The following is an 18,036-nucleotide window of genomic DNA, read 5'->3' as shown; positions in this document are numbered from 1 at the left end:
CCCGGCCTCTCTCCCGCGGAGAGGGGAGCCGGACGACTAGTACGCGGGCATCTGGCTCCCCTCTCCACGGGAGAGGGGCCGGGGGTGAGGTGCCCCGGCCGCGCCATCTGCCCGGTTCGTGGAACGGCAATAATTCCAAGGCTTCACAAAAAATTAACTCGCTCTTTTTCTCCGCCGGTGTGCCCGTGGTGCAACCGTGCGCACCGTTTTGCATTGTTCGGCTCTAATAACTTCGCGATGTTTCCATCTTTTTCTCTGCAGCGGGTTTTTCTATTTGTTGGGCTGAGCGGTCTGGGCCTGTTGGAAGCCGCGGCCCAGGCGCCGGACTCCGCGTCGGCGGCTTCCGCGTCGGCCACGGCGGCGCCCAAGCGGCAGCTGGCGGCCGTGCGCATCAGCACCCCGCCCAAGCTCGACGGCCTGTTGGATGAGGCCGTGTGGAGCCAGGCCCAGCCGGCCACCGGCTTCATCCAGAACCGGCCCAAGCCCGGGCCCCGCGAAAAGCACCCCACCGAGGTACGCGTGCTTTACGACGACGCCGCGATTTACGTGGGCGCCATCATGCACGACGTGTCGCCGGATTCCATTCCGCGGGAGCTGACGGCGCGCGACAACTTTGGCAACACCGACTTCATTGCCATTTTTCTTGATACGTACTCCGACAAACTCAACGGGTACGCGTTTTTTGTGACCACCGGCGGCGTGCAGATGGACGCCCGCTATTCGCCAGCCGGCGGCGAGGACCTGAACTGGAACGCTGTGTGGGACAGCCAAACCGCCCTGCGCGGCACCGATTGGGTGGCCGAGCTGCGCATTCCGTACTCGGCCATCCGCTTCAGCACGGCCGACGTGCAGCAGTGGGGGGTGAACTTCATGCGGCAGCGCCGGCGCGACAACGCCGCGTACTTCTGGAACGAGGTGAAGCCGCAGGTCGACGGCTTCGTGAACCAGTGGGGCGAGCTCACGGGCATCAAGGGCGTGAAGCCGCCGCTGCGCCTCTCGCTCACGCCCTACGTGTCGGCCTACGTGAACCACAACCCGCTGAACGCCGAAGGCACCAAGCGCACCACCACCAGCTTCAACGGCGGGGCCGACGTGAAGTGGGGCATCAACGAGAGCTTCACGCTCGACGCCACGCTGGTGCCGGACTTCGGGCAGGTGCAGAGCGACAACCAGGTGCTCAACCTCTCGCCCTTCGAGGTGCAGTTCAACGAAAACCGGCAGTTTTTCACCGAAGGCACCGAATTGTTCAACAAGGGCAATTTGTTCTACTCGCGGCGGGTGGGGGCCACGCCGGTGGGCTTCGAAAAGGCCACGGCCGGCCCCACGGAGCGGCTGGTGCGCAACCCCGCCGAAACGCCGCTGCTCAACGCCAGTAAGATTTCGGGCCGCACGAGCAAGGGCCTGGGCGTGGGCGTGTTCAACGCCCTGAGCAACGACGTGTACGCCACCTTCCGGGACCGCGAAACCGGGCAGGAGCGCGACGTGCTGACCCAGCCGTTTTCGAACTACAGCATCGCGGTGCTCGACCAAAGCCTGAAGAACAATTCCTTCGTGTCGCTCATCAACACCAACGTGACCCGCGCCGGCCGCACCTACGACGCCAACGTGACCGGCGGGCTGTTCCGCTTCGCCAACAAGGCCAACAAATACGCCGTCGACGGGCGCGTGGTGTACTCCCGCCGCCGCGGCGAGGACTTCGTGAGTGGCGCCGAAGTGGCCGACCGCGACGGCTACAAGTACCGCGTGGGCCTGGGCAAAGTCAGCGGCAACTTCACCTGGAACTTCAGCCACGGCATCGAGTCCGACACCTACAACCCGAACGACTTGGGCATCCTGTTCGGCAACAACAACATCACCGAGTCGCTGGATTTGAGCTACGCCAAGTACCAGCCGTTCTGGAAGGTGAACAATTTCTTCGTGTTCGGCAACGTGAGCCACACGCTGCTCTACCGGCCGACCTTGTACCAGGCGCTCAACTTTTACCTCGGCGGCAACACGACTTTCACCAAGAGTTTTTTGCGGGTCGGGTTCGACTTGAACGTGGACCCAGTGACCCACGATTTTTTTGAGCCGCGCACTAAGCCGCTGGGCGGCTACTACGTGCGGGTGCCCAAAAACACCCGGCTCACGATGTTTTTCAACTCCGACTCGCGCAAGAAATTTGCGCTGAGCATGGAGGGCGGCTTCCAGCGCTACGGTCTCGACGGGCGCCTGCCCCGGGCCAGGCGCGACGGCTACAGCCTGCGCTTTGACCCGCGCTACCGCGTCAACGACCACCTGACTTTCAGCTACAGCCTCGACTACAGCCTGCGCGGCAACCAAATCGGTTACGTCAACGGCGGCCTGCGCGACGACGAGCCGCTCGACCAACCGTTTATGGGCCAGACCATGCTGGGCCGGCGCGACGTGGCCACGGTGTCCAACATCGTGTCGGCGGCTTACACCTTCACCAACCGCATGTCGTTCACGCTGCGCGTGCGCCAGTACACGAGCAATGTGCGCTACGCCGATTTCGCCACCCTGGGCCCCGATGGCCGGGAAGAGCTGGCCGACTACCGCCGCAACCGCGACAACACCTACAACGCCTTCAACGTCGACGCGGTGTACTCGTGGTGGTTCGCGCCCGGCTCGCAGTTGAGCGTGGTGTGGAAAAACGCCGGCGCCACCGACCCGCAGGCCGAACAAGCCACCCCGCAGTTTTTCGACAATTTCAACAGCGTCATCAACACCCCGCACAACAACTCGGTGTCGGTGAAGGTGCTCTATTTCCTGGATTACCTGGCGCTGCGCAAGGGCCGGGCCGCCAAGTAGAGACGCGTATTCGCGTCTCAGCGTTGAACATTCGGCGTTGAACAACGGCGCGGGAACGACGAGATGCGAATGCGCATCTCTGCGGGCGTTAGGGCAGTTTTCAGGTCGGTGTACCTGGTTAAAAGTGGAGAGTTAGAGCGGTTTCGGAATCGGTGTACCGGTCGTCAGGCTCCCCTCTCCGCGGGAGAGGGGCCCGCCCCGCAGGGGTCTCGTGAGGTTAGCCCGGCCGGAGCAGGTACACCGATTCCGAAACCGCTCTAAAAAGCAGTCAAACTTTTAACCTTTAACCCTCCACTCTCAACTACTTCTGAAAGTGTGCACTGGCCCGAGAACAGCTCTGAAGTTGGCGGCGGACCAGCCGGCGGCGGGCGCTGGGCCGTACTTTGCTGCGAAGGCGCGTGCGGGCTTCCCCGCGCCGCATGAGCTGCGGGGGTGAGGTCACGCCCGCGCGGCGTGCAAGCGCTTTCTTTGCCCGTATGCCCATTCCCCCCGTTCCCGAGCTTCGAACTGTCGCCGTGACGCGCTACGTGACGCCGCTGCGCGAGGGCGGCTCGCTGCCCGCCCTGGTGGAGGCCGACGACGGCTTCCTGTACGTGCTCAAATTCCGGGGTGCGGGGCAGGGCGTGAAGGCCCTCATCGCCGAGCTGATTGTGGGCGAGCTGGCCCGCGCGCTGGACTTGCGGGTGCCGGAGCTGGTGTTCTGCGAGCTCGACGAAGCCTTCGGCCGCACCGAGCCCGACGAGGAAATCCAGGATTTGCTGCGCGCCAGTACCGGCCGCAACCTGGCCCTGCACTACCTCTCCGGCGCCATCACCTTCGATGCGCTGGTCACGACCGTCGAGCCGCGGCTGGCCTCCCAAATCGTGTGGCTGGATTGCCTGACGCTGAACGTGGACCGCACCGCCCGCAACACCAACCTGCTGATGTGGCACCGGGAGCTGTGGCTCATCGACCACGGCGCGGCCCTCTACGCCCACCACGCCGGCCCCGACTGGGCCCGGCCGCGTCCCCGGCCCTTCCCGCAGGTGAAGGACCACGTGCTGCTGCCCCGGGCCAGCGAGCTGGCGGGCGTGGACGTTGAAAGCCGGGCCCAACTCCCGCCTGAGCGCCTCCGCGCCATCGTGAGCCTGGTGCCCGACGAGTGGCTGACGAACGGCGACGCCTCGGCCGACGAGCAGCGCGAGGACTACGTGCGGTTCCTCGCGACCCGCCTCGCCGCCTCGGAAACCTTTGTTCAGGAAGCCCAAGATGCCCGCAATGCACTTATTTGAGTACGCCGTGCTGCGCGTGGTGCCCCGCGTGGAGCGCGAGGAGTTCCTCAACGTGGGTGTCATCGTGTACTGCCGGAGCCTGGGCTTCCTGCAAGCGCGGTTCGAGCTGCCCGAGGCCCGGCTACTGGCGCTGGCGCCGGATGTGGATTTGACGGAAATAACTGCCTGCTTGCAGGCGTTTGAGCGAATTTGCCAGGGGCGCGCGGCCGGCGGCACCATCGGCCGGCTGCCCATTGCGGAGCGGTTTCGCTGGCTCACGGCCGCGCGCAGCACCGTGGTTCAGACCTCGCCCGTGCACCCCGGCCGCTGCGCCGACGCAGCCCAGACGCTGGCGCGCCTGCACGCGCAGCTGGTGCGGTGAGGCGCGCCAGCGTCTGGGCCGCCCGGTTTCGTTGGGCCCGGCAGCTCGCAAAGCCCTGCTTATTCCTTACCGCCCGGGGTTGAGACGGGGCCCGCGCCAGTCAACGTGCTTGCGGTGCGCCGGAACTTCCCCCCCCCCTCGGCCCCTCTTCCTGGGACTCTGCGCACGGAGCAGATGCGGGCCGGGGGGAGGTTCCCACGCGCCGGTCAGACGCGCTGATTAGGAAACCGCAGCGGTTTTTAAAATTATAACATATATTTTAATAGGTAATTGAATTATTATTCTTAGTTTTCGCCGGTGTTAGCCCAGCTCAGCCCGAGACTGCTGCGCCTGGCGCGCCCTGGGCCCCCGGCTGCTGATTGCCTCACCGGCTGGCTTGCGCGGGCATCTGCCCCGTGCGCTGGCTGCCCGACGCGGGTCCGAAGCTTGTTCGTTTTTCTTTTTTCAACTTTTTAATCATTCTACCGCCATGGCCAAACAGCCTTCCCCCGGTTCCGAGCAGGACCTGCAAGAATCGACGCTCACGTTCAAGCTGGACAGCCGGGTTGACTCCGTGCAGACCATCGCCCCCTCGGAAATAGCCAAGCAGCCGTTTATGGCCCTCGGAAAATTCCACGGGCTAAACCGCGACCTGTCGCGCCTCTCGATTGGCGACCAGGTGACCCGCTTTCGGATTCCGGATCGGTTTGCCTACATGTTCCGGGTGCGCGCGCGCGGCAAGCTGCCCTTCACGCCCGCCAACGTGGCGGCCATGAAGGCTTTGGGCAACTCCATGCTGGACGTGACGCTCACCAACGACTCGGCCGACCCCAAGGTGAACGACTCCACCATCGACTCGGGCTACGTGTACTTCGGGCAGTTTGTCGACCACGACATCACCCGCGACAACTCGCTGCCACCGGATGCGCCCCAGGATGCGCGCAAGATTCCCAACGTAGTGACGCCCAACCTGGACCTGGATTCGGTGTATGGCCGCGGCCCCGCCCTGGACGCTTTTCTCTACGACGGCATCAAGATGATTTTGCCGCCGGCCCAAACCGGCATGTCCGGGCCCGCGCCGTTCGACAAAGTCGACAACACGGGCATGGTGACGGACCTGCCCCGCGCCCCGCTTGGCCCCGTCAGCAACAACCGCAACCCGTTGATTGGGGACGACCGCAACGACGAAAACCTGATTGTGCAGCACCTGCACCTCGGCTTTCTGGCCTTCCACAACGCCGTGATTGACGCGCTGAAGGCGAAAGAGCCCGCGCTGCCCAACGCCGAAATCTTCATCAAAGCCCAGCGCGAGGTGCGCCGCCACTACCAGTGGGTGCTGCTCCACGACTTTCTGCGCACCATGTGCGGCTCGCCGACCGTCGACGACGTGCTCAAGCACGGCGTGAAATTCTTTGCCAACCGGCTCAACCCCTTCACGGGCCAGCCGCCCATGCCGGTGGAGTTTTCCGTGGCGTGCTACCGTTTCGGGCACAGCATGATTCGGGACCGGTACAACTTCAACGACAACTTCAAGCCCGACGGGCCCAACCCGGCCCTGAGCAACTTTTCGTTCGCCTTCCGCTTCACCGGGCAGTCGGTGCAGGCGGGCACGCCGGCGGGGGCCGGCACGCCCGCCCACGCGGGCTGGCGCATCAACTGGAACCGGTTTTTCTCCAGCCCCGGGCACGAGGCCCAGAACAAAGCGCGCAAAATTGACACCCGCGTGGCCTTGCACATGGGCAAGCTGCCGGTGGCGGCCGATGCGGCCAATGCCAATTTTATGGCCGTGCTCTCGGCCCGCAACCTGGTGCGGGCCCTGGCCTACGGCGTGCCCACCGGGCAGGCGGTGGCCGGCCTCATGGGCGCCAACCCGCTCACGGTGGTGCAGCTCAAGTCGAACCCGTTTGAGGGCCCCACGCCGCCCACGCCCGAGCAACAGGCCCTGCACCAAGGCACGCTGGACGTGCTGGGGGCCAACAACGACCAACTCTGCAAGAGCACGCCGCTGTGGTACTACATTTTGAAGGAAGCCGAGGTGCTGGCGAAAGGCAACCACCTGGGCCCGGTCGGGGGCCGCATCGTAACGGAAGTATTCGTGCGGCTGCTCCAGGAAAACCCGGACTCCATCCTCAACAACCCCAAGTGGAAACCCTCGTTCGGCCCGGACGCCAGCGGCAACTTCCGCATTTTCGACCTGCTCAAGTTTGCGGGCCGCATCCCGGCCCAGGACCCCCTGTAGGCCCGGCCCAGTGTTCGGTCTTTCTAAATCGTCGGCTTGGTGCTGGCATCAGGCAAAAGGCCGCTCCGTCACGGAGCGGCCTTTTGCTTTGGCCTCGCCCCGCGCCGCGCCCGAACTCACCACTGCCGGCCAGCTACTCGACGGAGGAAGGCGCTTGTCTTTTTCGCAATTCCCAGGCCTGCGAACGCAGCCGGAGCCCTTCAGGAAGGCTGCGCCAGCAGCAGCCGCACCAGCGGCGGGGCCGCGCCGCGGTGCAGCTGCAGGGCCTGGGCGTGCAGCGCGGCTTCGTCGGCGTTGATGCCGCGGCGGCGCTCGGTCTGGTACTCCTCCCACGATTCGTAGGTGTAGTATTCAATGAGTCGTTCCGGCTCGTTGAGGTCGTTGTAGCGGATGGCGGATAGGGCCCCTTCGCGCCGCCGGATGCGCCCAATCCGGGCCATGATGGCGGCAAAGGCGGGCTGGTCGGCCACGGCCACCTGGTAGGTAATGGTTACGGCCAGAGGGCCGGCGCTGGGGGCGAGGGGCAGGATGGTGCTGGGCTCGGCCCAGTGCTGCACGGCGGTGAAGTCCAGGTTTTCGCCCCGGCGCAGGGCGTAGCGGGCGGCCAGCAGCAGGCTCAGGCCCAGGCACACGGCCGCTGCTCCCAGGCCCGCCGTCAGCCCAAACCGCTGGGCCGCGGCGCCCCAGACCAGGCTGCCGAGGGCGGTGGCCCCCTGCGTCACCAGCAGATAAAAGCTGATGCTGCGCGCCAGCACCCAGCGCGGCACGGCCGTTTGCACGGCCACGCTCAGCACGTTGAGCACCAGCAGCCACGCGGCCCCGGCCACCACCATCGCGGCGCCCAGCACCCAGGCGTTGCTGGCAAAAGCGAGGTAGCCCACCACGGCCGTGAACACGCCGGTGAGGATGTTCACGCGGGCATCGACTCGAAACCGCTGGTTGAAGCGCGGCAGCAGCACCGCGCCCAGCACCGCCCCCGCGCCCATGCACGAGAGCAGCAGCGAGTAGGTAGACGCCGGCGCCCGCAGCCGCTGGGCCACCACCACCGGCAGCAGCGCAAACAGCGCGCTGGCCCCGAACAGGAACGCGGCCCCCCGCACCAGAATGACCTGCAGCGGCGGCGAGAACCGGGCGTAGCGGATGCCCCCGCGCATGGCCGACAGCAGCCGCTCGGTGGCCATCTCCACGTTGGGCTGGGGCGCGCGCCGCCACCGGACGATGACCCAGGCAATGGCCAGAAACGAGAGCCCGTTGAGCACGAACGAAGCCCCCACCGAGAAGTAGCTGATGACCAGCCCGCCCAGGGCCGGCCCCACCGCCCGGGCCAGGTTGAAGCTCACGCCGTTGAGCGCGGCCGCGGCCGGCAACTGCGCCGCTGGTACTACTTCCGTCATCACGGCCACCCACACCGGCGTGGTGAGCGCCGCCCCCACGCCCAGCAAAAAGGTGAACCCCAGCAGCAGCCACGGCGTGCCGAAGCCCAGCACCACCAGCGCGCCCAGCCCCAGCGCCACCGCCGCCAGCCAGGCCTGGGTGAACATGAGCAGCCGCCGCCGGTCCACCAGGTCGGCCAGGGCGCCGGCGGGCAGGCTGAGCAAAAAGGCGGGCAGCGTGGCCGCCGTCTGGAGCAAGGCCACCAGCACCGTTGAGGCCGTGAGCTGCGTCATCAGGGCCACGGCGCCCACGTTCTGGACCCAGGTGCCGATGTTCGACACAAACGCGGCCACCCACAGCATCCGAAAAAACTGCTCCCGCAGGGGCGCCCACGTGGACAGCCGCACTTTTGGCGCAGAGGGAGCAGAGGCAATCATGCGGCGGGAAGCGAATGGAGCCCCAAAGATTGAAAAAGGAACGGCAAGGTTGGCGCGGGGGCAAAATATTGTGGGTCCGCCGCCGCAGTTCCGCCAGCAGCCAGGGCCGCCGTGCCCCGTTCGGCGGGCCCGGCCGCGTGGTCAGGCCCCCGGCGTGGGCCGCCACCGGAACGCCTGCCCGTCCAGCGCGCGCATGGTGCACAGCACGCCGTCGAGGTGGTCGCACTCGTGCTGGAGCAGCTCCGCGAGGTCGTCCTGCACCGCCCAGGTGTGCAGCTGCCAGTGCTCGTCGCGGTACTGCACCGTGACAGCCTGGTGCCGGCTGAGGCGCACGAGCAAATTGGGGAAGCTCATGCAGTCGTCCCACAGCTCAAAAGTGGCCTCGCTCAGGTTCGTTAGCTCCGGGTTGATGAGCACCACGGGGCGGTCGATGTTGAGGTACACCAGGCGCTTCATCACCCCAATCTGGGGGGCGGCAATGCCCCGGCCAAACCGGTATTTGGCCCGGATTTCAGTCATCACGCTGTGTAAATCGGCCACCCAGCCCGCCACCAGCGGCAGTTCGGCTTCCAGCACCGGGGCGCAGGTTTCGTACAGGCGCGGGTCGCCGAGCAGCACCAGGTCAGCCAGGGTTTTCATGGGTTTTGTTTGTTTGATAAGTGTCGCGGAAGGGGGAGGAGCTGACCTCAAAAAGCAGCCATGCCCCGCACCCTCTTTTCGCAAACCACTTCGCCAGGAGTATTTCACCACTGAACGAATCATGTCGGCGTGACAAGATGCTTCGCCGCGCCCCGCATGACAGACGACGGGGGACGGTATTGAACGGTGCCTCTGGCCGACGAGGCGTTGCGGTATGAGTCGCAACCAAAACAATGCTATTTTCGGCCGTGCCAACCGTCGCAAATTACGCCGTGACTCTTGCAGCACTCGCTTTCCCATGAAGATAAAAACCTACTCCGCCCTTTTGCTCGCCGCCGCCCTGCTGGCCGCCCGCCCCGCCACCCCGCCCGCACCCGTGGCCGACCTCAAAGCCCAGGCCGTGCAAGACCTGCAGGGCCGCTACGCCGACTACCGCCGGCTGGCCCTGCAAATCTGGGGTTACGCCGAGGTGGGCTACAAGGAAACCAAAAGCTCGGCCCTGCTGCAAAAGACCCTGCGCGACCAGGGCTTCGCGGTGGAAGCCGGCGTGGCGGGCATTCCCACGGCATTCGTGGCCACCTACGGCAGTGGCCAGCCGGTCATCGGTTTGCTGGCCGAGTACGATGCGCTGCCCGGCCTCTCGCAGCAGGCCGTGCCCGAGAAGCGGCCCGTGGCGGGCCAGGACGCGGGCCATGGCTGCGGCCACCACCTGTTCGGCACGGCCAGCGTGGCGGCGGGCATCGAGCTGAAGCAGCTGATGAAGGAAGGCAAGCTCAAGGGCACCGTCAAGGTGTTTGGCACGCCGGCCGAGGAGGGCGGCAGCGGCAAGGTGTACATGGTGCGCGCCGGCCTCTTTACGGGCGTCGACGCGGTGGTGCACTGGCACCCGGGCGACGAAAACCGCGCCATGATGAACAACTACCTGGCGAACTCCTCGGCCAAGTTCCGCTTCCACGGCGTGGCCTCGCACGCGGCCGGCTCGCCCGAGCGCGGCCGCAGCGCCCTCGACGGCGTGGAAGCCCTCGACCACATGGTGAACCTGATGCGCGAGCACGTGCCCCAGGAAACGCGCATCCACTACGTCATCACCGCCGGCGGCCGGGCCCCGAACGTGGTGCCCGACTTCGCTGAGGTGTACTACTACGTGCGCCACCCCAATCGCGCGCAGGTGCAAGACATCTTTGCCCGGGTGGTGAAAGCAGCCGAGGGCGCCGCCCTGGGCACCGGCACCACCATGGACTACGAAATCATTGGCGGCACCCACGACCTGCTGCTCAACGAAACCCTGGCCCGCGCCCTGCAGCGCAACCTGGAGCAGGTGGGCGGCGTGAGCTACTCGCCCGAGGAGCAGGCGTTTGGGCAAAAGCTGCAGGCCAGCCTGGGCTTTGCCGTGCCGCCCGTGGCCACGGCCGCCACCGTGGCGCCCTTCGCCACCCGCGACGGCGGCGGCAGCACCGACGTGGGCGATGTGAGCTACGTGGTGCCGACCGTGGGCCTCGAAGCCGCCACCTGGATACCCGGCACCCCCGCCCACAGCTGGCAGGCGGTGGCCTGCGGCGGCACCGAAGTGGGCACCAAGGGCATGCTGGTGGCCGCCAAAACCATGGCCCTTACCGCCATCGACCTCTTCACCGACCCGGCCCTGCGCACCGCCGCCCAGGCCGAGCTGAAAACCGACGTGGGCACCTACGTCTACAAGCCCCTGCTCGGCGACCGCAAGCCGGCCCTCAATTACCGCGACTGAGCCTTTATCCTTTTCACAAAGTGGCTTGCGGGAACGGGGTAGAGGCGCAATATTTTGCGTCTCCTCGTTGCACGATTGGACCCGCGCCGTTCAGTAGTCGCCGTTCAACGAGGAGACGCAAGTATGCGTCTCTACCCCGTTCCCGCAGTCCACATCGCGACGAGTGCAGCAAGTAGGGTCCTCGGTTGTCATGCTGAGGTACGAAGTATTGTCCCGCTGAGGAACGACGCCAGGCGAGACAGGATGCTTCGCGCGGCTCAACAGGACAACCTGCCTAGCGTAGCCCGTCACGGGCTGCGGCAAAGGACAAAAACGCGGGCTTGCTGTTACACGCCCGTTAATCAACGCCACCTAAACCCCGCGCGCCTACATGACCGACATTGCCATTGCCCAAGCCGCCGCCATTCAGCCCATCCGGCTGGTGGCCGAACGCCTCGCTATCGCCGAAGACGACCTGGAAACCTACGGCAAGTACAAAGCCAAGCTGCCGCTGCACCTCATCGACGCCGCGAAAATGGCCAGTTCCCACCTCATCCTGGTCACGGCCCTGACCCCCACGCCGGCGGGCGAGGGCAAAACCACGGTGTCGGTGGGCCTGAACGACGGGCTCAACCGGCTGGGCAAAAAGGCCATTGCGGTGCTGCGCGAGCCGTCGGTGGGCCCCGTGTTCGGCATCAAGGGGGGGGCCACCGGGGGCGGCCACTCGCAGGTCATCCCCATGGTCGACATCAACCTGCACTTCACCGGCGACTTCAGCGCGGTAGAAAAGGCCAACAACCTGCTGGCCGCCCTCATCGACAACGCCATTCAGCAGCCCCACCACGCGCTGCGTATCGACCCGCGCACCGTGACCTGGAAGCGGGCCATTGACCTGAACGACCGCAGCCTGCGCGAAATCATCGTCGGTCTCGGCGGCAAGGCCAACGGGGTGATGCGCACCGACGGCTTCAACATCACGGCCGCTTCCGAGGTCATGGCCATCCTGTGCCTGGCCACCAGCCTGGCCGACCTGAAAACCAAGCTCGGCAATATCTTCGTCGGCTTCACCTACGACAACGAGCCCGTGTACGCCCGCGACCTCAAGGCCGAGGCCGCCATGACCATCCTGTTGCGCGACGCCCTCAAGCCCAACCTGGTGCAGACCCTGGAGGGCAACCCGGCCCTCATCCACGGCGGGCCTTTCGCGAACATTGCCCAGGGCACCAACACCATTCTGGCCACCCGCATGGGCCTGTCGCTCGGCGACTACGTGGTGACCGAGGCCGGTTTCGGGGCCGATTTGGGCGCCGAGAAGTTCCTCAACCTAAAGTGCGGCTACGGGGGGCTGCGGCCCGCGGCGCTGGTGCTCGTGGCCACCATCCGGGCGCTGCGCCACCACGGCGGCGCCACCGCGGCCGAGCTGAACACGCCTGATTTAGGTAGGGTGACTCAAGGCTTTGCCAACCTCGAAAAGCACATCGAGAACGCCCGCAAATTTGGCCTGAACCCCGTCGTGGCCATCAACCATTTCGTCTCCGATACTGACGATGAAATTGCGCTGGTGCAGGAGCTGTGCGCCAACATTGGTGTGCCGGCCGTGCTGAGCAAGGCCTGGGCCGACGGGGGCGCCGGCGCCACCCAACTGGCCGAAGCCGTGCTCGAAAGCATTGCCGGCGGCACCAACGACTTTCGCCCGCTCTACGACTGGAACCAGCCCGTGAAGGCCAAAATTGACACCATTGCCCGGGAAATCTACGGGGCAGCCGGCGTCGACTACACGCCCCGGGCCGAGGCCGACCTGCGCCGCATCAACCGGCTGGGCCTGGCGGGCCTGCCCATCTGCATGGCCAAAACCCAAAAGTCGTTTTCCGACAACGAGAAGCTCATCGGCCGGCCCACGGGCTTCCGCGTCACGGTGCGGGAGTTCGAGCTGGCCACCGGGGCCGGGTTCCTGATTCCGCTGCTCGGCACCATGATGCGCATGCCGGGCCTGCCCGCCGTGCCCGCTTCCGAGGGCATGGACATCGACGACGACGGGGGGATTACCGGGCTGTCGTAGCCGTCAAATTAGCCAAGCGCCCGTGCGGAGCCGCGGGGCCGGCCGCGCCGGGGTGGCCCGTGTCGTCCCGGCCCCGTCCGGGGCCGGCTCCGGCGAGCGGCACCCACCCCCGTGCAATTCTGGCGGAGAATCGCCGGAAAAATTTCGAGTCTCCACCATTTCCGAATTTTGGCCCGCCCCCCGCCAATTGCCCGGTTGGTAGCCGCCGCGCTGCGGCTGGGGCAAGTGCGTGGGTCCTGACACAAAAAAACCGCCCGGCCAAGGGGCCAGGCGGAGTGGTCACGGACCAAATTTTTGCGCTTAGTGCGAGAATACGGAAGTCGTGGTAACAACCTTGCCGTCGGCCGCGGGCTCCGAGTAGGCGAGGTGCAGCGAGCCCTCGGTTAGTTCCGTGACGGCCATGCGCTGCGTATAATCGGGGTGCGTGACGATAAGCGAATCGGCGGCGGTGTTCAGGCGCCAGGTTCCCGAAACCGGCTGCGCCGGTTGGCCGTCCCACCGGGTTTCGCGCAGCAGCGAATACGTGCCGTTGGCCTGATAAACCGCGCTTTTTACCAGCACGGTGGGCTTGGCTTGCGCAAACTGGTCGGAGGTCGCCATCTGCTTTTCTTTGTCGACCACGCTCACCAGTAGGCCGGTCTGGTGCCAGGCCCCGGCGGCGAGCAAGTCGGGCCGCGCCAGCACCGAAGCCGCGGTTGCGGATTGGGGAGAGCCGTTGATTGACTCCAGTTCTTTTTCACAGGAAGCTAATGTCAGCGCGACCGCGGCCGCACCCAGGAACAGGGGCATTTTTTTCATGCAAACAACTTTTAGGTTTGGTGCAGCACCTGCTTTCAGATGCTAGCGCCGTGAACAATGGCGTGCTTAATGGGCAAGCAGTAAAACGCAATGCAAAACGGCCGCTTTGCATTGCCAGGCCCAACTAAGTCGTCTATTTATTCGTTCAGTTGTTCGCGGAAAAAGACTATTATTAAAATTCAGTGTTCTTAAAATCACATCAGAGACTGCTTCTTAATAGTCTTTAAAATCAGTTTATTACGAATTATTTTTTGATGAAATTAGTGAATGTCGTTATTATTTAATTTTTGAGATATTGTTTTTGTTTTATATCTGATACTAAGTATTAACTGGTGTAAGCAGGCCCGTGAGCCAGCTATTTCCAGGGCCCAAACCTTACCCGTATTTGCTCAAATACGCCAACTGTGTGAGGGCACTTACAGCGGTTCGACAACCTGTGCACGTAATCGTGCGGCTCCCCTCTCTTCGGGAGAGGGGCTAGGGGATGACGTCAGCCCGGCCGCGCCACATACCGAGCCACATACACGGTTCGTGAAGCCGCTGTAAGAAGGCGAAAAGCCACAACATTCCGCAGATGGAACGCTGGGTGCCGCAACCCGATGCTGCAATTACCCGCCAACCAACCGTGCATGCAATTGGGAACGGCGGAAAACCAAAAAACCCCGCCTGCTTGCCGCAAACGGGGTTTTAAAAGTGGAGATGCAGGAACCCACCATCATTTTGCAAAATGCTGAATAATAGAATTTTGAATCGCAATGAAAAAACGAGTTCACCGCCGGGTTCACCGATAAGTTGATATCTTTTACTACTCAAACTTATTGCTTGTTCAACGGAATGGTAGCGACTCAATGTTGAGGGATATTGAGGCGTATGGATGCTTTTGGCGGAGTGGGAGGGATTCTAACCCTCGGTTTTCTCCAGGGTTAAGCGGCGGGCTATTTTACGCTTTATGTCCGGTTTATCTCCGGGTAGTCTCCGCTTCATGATGGTGCTAAGTTAATTGATGAGGAACTGTTCGACGTCCTCGGGGCGGAGCTTGGTGGCCTGGCAGAAATCGGAGACGGTGACGAGGTCGCCGCGGGCTTTGCCGAGGGTGGTGCGGATGCGGCTGAGCAGGGCGCGGGCGTGGCGCTCACTCTTACCGGTAATGTTGCTGACATCTTTGGAGTAGATGCAAATGCGGCGTGGGATGGCTGGCATAATGTGACGGGTTTGGGAAAAGATGACAAGCGGCGGTAGCGATGGGCCCTGGCAGCTTGGAAACGGCGAAAAGTACGGGGAATCTTCGGGAAACCATTTCCCTAAAATCAACATGGCCAGACAGGACAGTATCATCAAACTGAACGGTACCATCGACGGTATCTCGTTCTACAAATCCAAGGACGGACACCTAGCCCGTAAGGCGGGCGGCGTGTCGGCGCAGCGCATTGCGTCGGACCCGGCGTTTGTGCGGACGCGCGAAAACGGCAGCGAATTCGGGCGGGCTGGCTCGGCGGGCAAGGTGCTGCGCACGGCCCTGCGCGGGCTGATGCAAAAGGCATCGGACTCACGGGTGTCGAGCCGGCTCACGGCCGAGATGGTCAGGGTCATCAAGGCCGATGAGACCAGCGACCGGGGCCTGCGCAACGTACTCGACGGAGAGGTCGAGATGCTGCAAGGCTTCGAATTCAACGCCAGCGGGCTGCTCACCGGCACGCTGTTCGCGCCCTACGAGGCGACGATTGACCGGGCGGGCGGGGCGCATGAAGTGGCACTGGCGGCATTCGTACCGGGCTCGGCGGTAGCGGCTCCGGGCGGGGCTACGCACTGCAAAATCATCGCCGCTGCGGCCAGCATCGATTTCGAAGGCAACGCCTGGGACGTGAAGCAGGCCGAAACTGCCTATATGGCGCTGGGGCCACAGGACCAAGCGGCGCAGACCCTGGCCCTGCCGCTGCCGGCGGCCAGTACGCACCCAATTGTGGTAGTGCTGGGCATCGAGTTTGTGCAGCAGGTGAACAGCAAGATGTATGACCTCAAGAATGGGGCGTATAACGCGCTGGCCATTGTGAAAGTGCTGGGCATGTAAGCGCGACAAAGACACATGCCGTTTATGTAAAAGGGCCGGTCGTCATCGTGACGGCCGGCCCTTTTATTCTTAACTGCTGAAGTGCCAGATTCCGGTGTCTGATTTCACGGATTTAAGCCTGCAGCTTGTACGTAATTACATTCTCCCGGATTAAATAAGCCTTTGACAAACCGGCATCTACCATTGTATCTAGAAGCCAGACGAAATCCTGTAGCAACAAACGTCGGTCTTTGATGCGGGCCATGTGTCGATGGTAGAGCCTTTCTACAAACTGAATAGCATTAGGGTACATTAATGCATCATGTTGGGTGGGCTCGACTTTAAGAATAGCAACGACCCACGTCAGTGCTTCGGGTAGCAACGTTTGGTCACCAATGGTGGCTAGCACGTTGATAGCTGATGACAGCTTAACAGGGCTAAAATATCTGACAGAACGTTGGTAAAAATCAGCGGCAGAATTTAGCGGCATCCATGAGGTTGCTTCTTGTGACCAAGACACATCCAACAGCAGGTATTTAGCAAAATATTTTGAGTTCAGCGCTTGGAGCCGTTCCAATAGATAATTCCACAATGACCAGAAAGTAGTTACAGCCGAATCATTCAGGTCTGTACTAACATTGCCTAACAGATTTTTCAAGTTGATAATAGTCCATTCCAGCGTATTACTGACCAACTTTAAATCGTCGCGTTCCCCAGTATAGCGGGAAGGCTCGCAGGTTACTGCAGCGGTAATCATGATATCCAGAATCCTTGAGCTGACGGCAAACGTGTTTTGAACCAGGGAATGTGAAAAATACTGCCACACTCGCATGGAATTTTCAAAAGCCATTTTCCTCTCCCGCTGGGTACGCCTGGAGCGACTGTAGCCGGAATCCTCTTCCAGCTGAGCGTCGAGCATCACCAGCTGACATAGCTGATGCATGAAATGTATTTGGGTCTCGTCGTTGGTGTTGTATGGAATAATTACCAATGCTTTGGGCAACACCCAGGTACTGCTAGTAGCAAAACTGATGGAGGCGGGCAATACTTCAATCCCATTGGGGTCACGCACTAATGTGAGGAGAAAGCTATTCTCCGCCGCTTGGAATTGTCCGCTTCCCTAGATAGTGAGCCAGTTGTGAGTAGAGAAAAGCGTATTTTTCACTACCTGACAACTGAGACATGAAAAAGGGACGATTCAGCGAAGCCCAAATTGTGGCCATTCTGCAACAGCAAGCCAGCGGGCAAACCGTCGCCCAGATTGTGCGCGGGCACGGCTTAAGCGAGGCGACGTTTTATGCCTGGAAAAGCAAGTACGCCGGGGCCAGTGCAGCCGAGCTGACCCGGCTCAAGCACCTGGAAGACGAGAATAAACGCCTCAAGCAGATGTTTGCGGACTTAAGCTTGGAAAACCAGGCTATCAAGGAGATACTGCGAAAAAAGTAGCCAGCCCTGCGGCGCGGCGCCAGGCAGCGCAGGGCTTAGTAAATAAAGGCTGGAGTCAGCGGCGCGCGTGTGCCCTGGTCGGGCTCGCGCGCGGCAGCTACCACCCGGTCGTGCGGGGGCGCAACGACGAGCCGGTGCAGCAGGCGCTGCGGGCCTTAACGGGGCGGCACCCGGGCTGGGGATTCTGGAAGCTACACCACCGCTTGCGCAAAAACGGCTTGGTAATCAATCATAAGCGCACCTTACGCATTTATCGCTCGCTGGCCCTGAACCTGCCTCGGCGCCTGAAAAAGCGCGTACCTGCCCGTGTCAAGCAGCCCTTAGTAGTGCCCGTGGCGGCCAACCTGTGCTGGTCACTCGACTTTACGAGCGACGTGCTGACGGATGGGCGCCGGTTTCGCACCCTGAACGTGCTCGACGATTACAACCGTCAGTTGCTGGGCGTGGAAATCGATTTCTCCTTACCCGCCAGCCGCGTGGTGCAGACCCTGACGCGCTTAGTCGAGTGCTATGGCTGCCCCACGCAGTTGCGCACCGACAACGGACCCGAATTTATCAGCGCCCATCTGAGCGAGTGGTGTGAGAAGCAGGGCATTACGCTGCAGTGGATTCAGCCGGGCAAGCCGACCCAAAACGCTTATATCGAACGCTTCAACGGCTCGTTTCGCCGCGAACTGCTCGACGCCCACCTGTTTCGCTCGCTGGCCCACGCGCGCCAGCTGGTGGACGAGTGGATGCTCGACTACAACACCCAACGGCCGCACCAAGCCTTGAATTTTATGACCCCACTCGAATTTAAACAAGCGGCTTAACCTCTGCTAACTACTGGCTTACCGAATGGGGAAGCGGACA

12 protein-coding genes and 1 pseudogene are annotated in these 18,036 nt (G+C 63.0%); 8 read left to right on the top strand and 5 right to left on the bottom strand.

What is annotated here, in order from left to right:
- Window positions 1-237 precede the first annotated feature (237 nt).
- The 4 genes from RMO51_RS15225 (at window position 238) to RMO51_RS15210 (ending at window position 6,661) form a co-directional block, all read left to right on the top strand.
- The gene (locus RMO51_RS15225; protein WP_310395997.1) at window positions 238-2,811 is read left to right on the top strand and encodes a DUF5916 domain-containing protein; all 2,574 of its coding nucleotides are present in this window, start codon (window positions 238-240) and stop codon (window positions 2,809-2,811) included.
- A 476-nt stretch (window positions 2,812-3,287) separates the two neighbouring features.
- Window positions 3,288-4,082, top strand: a complete 795-nt coding sequence (locus RMO51_RS15220) for a HipA family kinase (protein WP_310395995.1) — start codon at window positions 3,288-3,290, stop codon at window positions 4,080-4,082.
- On the top strand, window positions 4,060-4,443 hold the full coding sequence (locus tag RMO51_RS15215) for a DUF3037 domain-containing protein (protein WP_310395994.1): 384 nt from the start codon (window positions 4,060-4,062) through the stop codon (window positions 4,441-4,443). The genes RMO51_RS15220 and RMO51_RS15215 overlap by 23 nt, the downstream gene beginning before the upstream one ends.
- A gap of 469 nt (window positions 4,444-4,912) precedes the next feature.
- Window positions 4,913-6,661, top strand: a complete 1,749-nt coding sequence (locus tag RMO51_RS15210; RefSeq protein WP_310395992.1) for a heme peroxidase family protein — start codon at window positions 4,913-4,915, stop codon at window positions 6,659-6,661.
- Between the two features lie 200 nt (window positions 6,662-6,861).
- On the opposite strand, the gene RMO51_RS15205 is transcribed toward RMO51_RS15210, so the two are convergent.
- A complete protein-coding gene (locus tag RMO51_RS15205; protein WP_310395990.1) occupies window positions 6,862-8,472 on the bottom strand; it encodes an MFS transporter in 1,611 nt (536 codons plus the stop codon).
- A gap of 141 nt (window positions 8,473-8,613) precedes the next feature.
- Window positions 8,614-9,111, bottom strand: a complete 498-nt coding sequence (locus RMO51_RS15200) for a peptide deformylase (protein ID WP_310395989.1) — start codon at window positions 9,109-9,111, stop codon at window positions 8,614-8,616.
- Between the two features lie 298 nt (window positions 9,112-9,409).
- Here RMO51_RS15200 and RMO51_RS15195 point away from each other — a divergent pair, with 298 nt between their 5' ends.
- Window positions 9,410-10,855 carry an amidohydrolase gene (locus RMO51_RS15195; protein WP_310395987.1) on the top strand — a complete coding sequence of 482 codons (1,446 nt, stop codon included), beginning with the start codon at window positions 9,410-9,412 and terminating at the stop codon, window positions 10,853-10,855.
- A 370-nt stretch (window positions 10,856-11,225) separates the two neighbouring features.
- Window positions 11,226-12,893, top strand: a complete 1,668-nt coding sequence (locus RMO51_RS15190) for a formate--tetrahydrofolate ligase (RefSeq protein WP_310395985.1) — start codon at window positions 11,226-11,228, stop codon at window positions 12,891-12,893.
- Between the two features lie 300 nt (window positions 12,894-13,193).
- On the opposite strand, the gene RMO51_RS15185 is transcribed toward RMO51_RS15190, so the two are convergent.
- Both RMO51_RS15185 and RMO51_RS15180 read right to left on the bottom strand, forming a co-directional pair.
- On the bottom strand, window positions 13,194-13,691 hold the full coding sequence (locus tag RMO51_RS15185; RefSeq protein ID WP_310395984.1) for a hypothetical protein: 498 nt from the start codon (window positions 13,689-13,691) through the stop codon (window positions 13,194-13,196).
- 996 nt (window positions 13,692-14,687) lie between these two features.
- A complete protein-coding gene (locus RMO51_RS15180; protein WP_310395982.1) occupies window positions 14,688-14,891 on the bottom strand; it encodes a hypothetical protein in 204 nt (67 codons plus the stop codon).
- Between the two features lie 112 nt (window positions 14,892-15,003).
- On the opposite strand from RMO51_RS15180, the gene RMO51_RS15175 reads away from it, so the two are divergent.
- Window positions 15,004-15,759, top strand: a complete 756-nt coding sequence (locus RMO51_RS15175) for a hypothetical protein (protein ID WP_310395980.1) — start codon at window positions 15,004-15,006, stop codon at window positions 15,757-15,759.
- A 112-nt stretch (window positions 15,760-15,871) separates the two neighbouring features.
- Here the strand turns inward: RMO51_RS15175 and RMO51_RS15170 are convergent, their stop codons facing one another.
- Window positions 15,872-16,810 (bottom strand): hypothetical protein, encoded by a 939-nt coding sequence (locus RMO51_RS15170; RefSeq protein WP_310395979.1) that lies wholly within the window; start codon window positions 16,808-16,810, stop codon window positions 15,872-15,874.
- A gap of 110 nt (window positions 16,811-16,920) precedes the next feature.
- Between RMO51_RS15170 and RMO51_RS15165 the strand changes: the two are divergent.
- Window positions 16,921-17,996, top strand: a pseudogene (locus RMO51_RS15165) (IS3 family transposase).
- Window positions 17,997-18,036: the final 40 nt, after the last annotated feature.

Source organism: Hymenobacter sp., from assembly GCF_031398885.1.
In the GTDB taxonomy this organism is placed as follows: Bacteria; Bacteroidota; Bacteroidia; order Cytophagales; family Hymenobacteraceae; genus Hymenobacter.
The sequence above is the reverse complement of the archived record's forward strand: the minus strand, read 5'-3'. Positions and strand labels throughout refer to the sequence as shown.

Bases quoted from the DNA above. Each gene is read 5' to 3' on its own strand.
- RMO51_RS15210 (WP_310395992.1), top strand. From the start codon at position 4,913: ATGGCCAAACAGCCTTCCCCCGGTTCCGAGCAGGACCTGCAAGAATCG.
- RMO51_RS15200 (WP_310395989.1), bottom strand. From the start codon at position 9,111: ATGAAAACCCTGGCTGACCTGGTGCTGCTCGGCGACCCGCGCCTGTAC.
- RMO51_RS15220 (WP_310395995.1), top strand. From the start codon at position 3,288: ATGCCCATTCCCCCCGTTCCCGAGCTTCGAACTGTCGCCGTGACGCGC.
- RMO51_RS15180 (WP_310395982.1), bottom strand. From the start codon at position 14,891: ATGCCAGCCATCCCACGCCGCATTTGCATCTACTCCAAAGATGTCAGC.
- RMO51_RS15225 (WP_310395997.1), top strand. From the start codon at position 238: ATGTTTCCATCTTTTTCTCTGCAGCGGGTTTTTCTATTTGTTGGGCTG.
- RMO51_RS15190 (WP_310395985.1), top strand. From the start codon at position 11,226: ATGACCGACATTGCCATTGCCCAAGCCGCCGCCATTCAGCCCATCCGG.
- RMO51_RS15215 (WP_310395994.1), top strand. From the start codon at position 4,060: ATGCCCGCAATGCACTTATTTGAGTACGCCGTGCTGCGCGTGGTGCCC.
- RMO51_RS15175 (WP_310395980.1), top strand. From the start codon at position 15,004: ATGGCCAGACAGGACAGTATCATCAAACTGAACGGTACCATCGACGGT.
- RMO51_RS15195 (WP_310395987.1), top strand. From the start codon at position 9,410: ATGAAGATAAAAACCTACTCCGCCCTTTTGCTCGCCGCCGCCCTGCTG.
- RMO51_RS15185 (WP_310395984.1), bottom strand. From the start codon at position 13,691: ATGAAAAAAATGCCCCTGTTCCTGGGTGCGGCCGCGGTCGCGCTGACA.
- RMO51_RS15205 (WP_310395990.1), bottom strand. From the start codon at position 8,472: ATGATTGCCTCTGCTCCCTCTGCGCCAAAAGTGCGGCTGTCCACGTGG.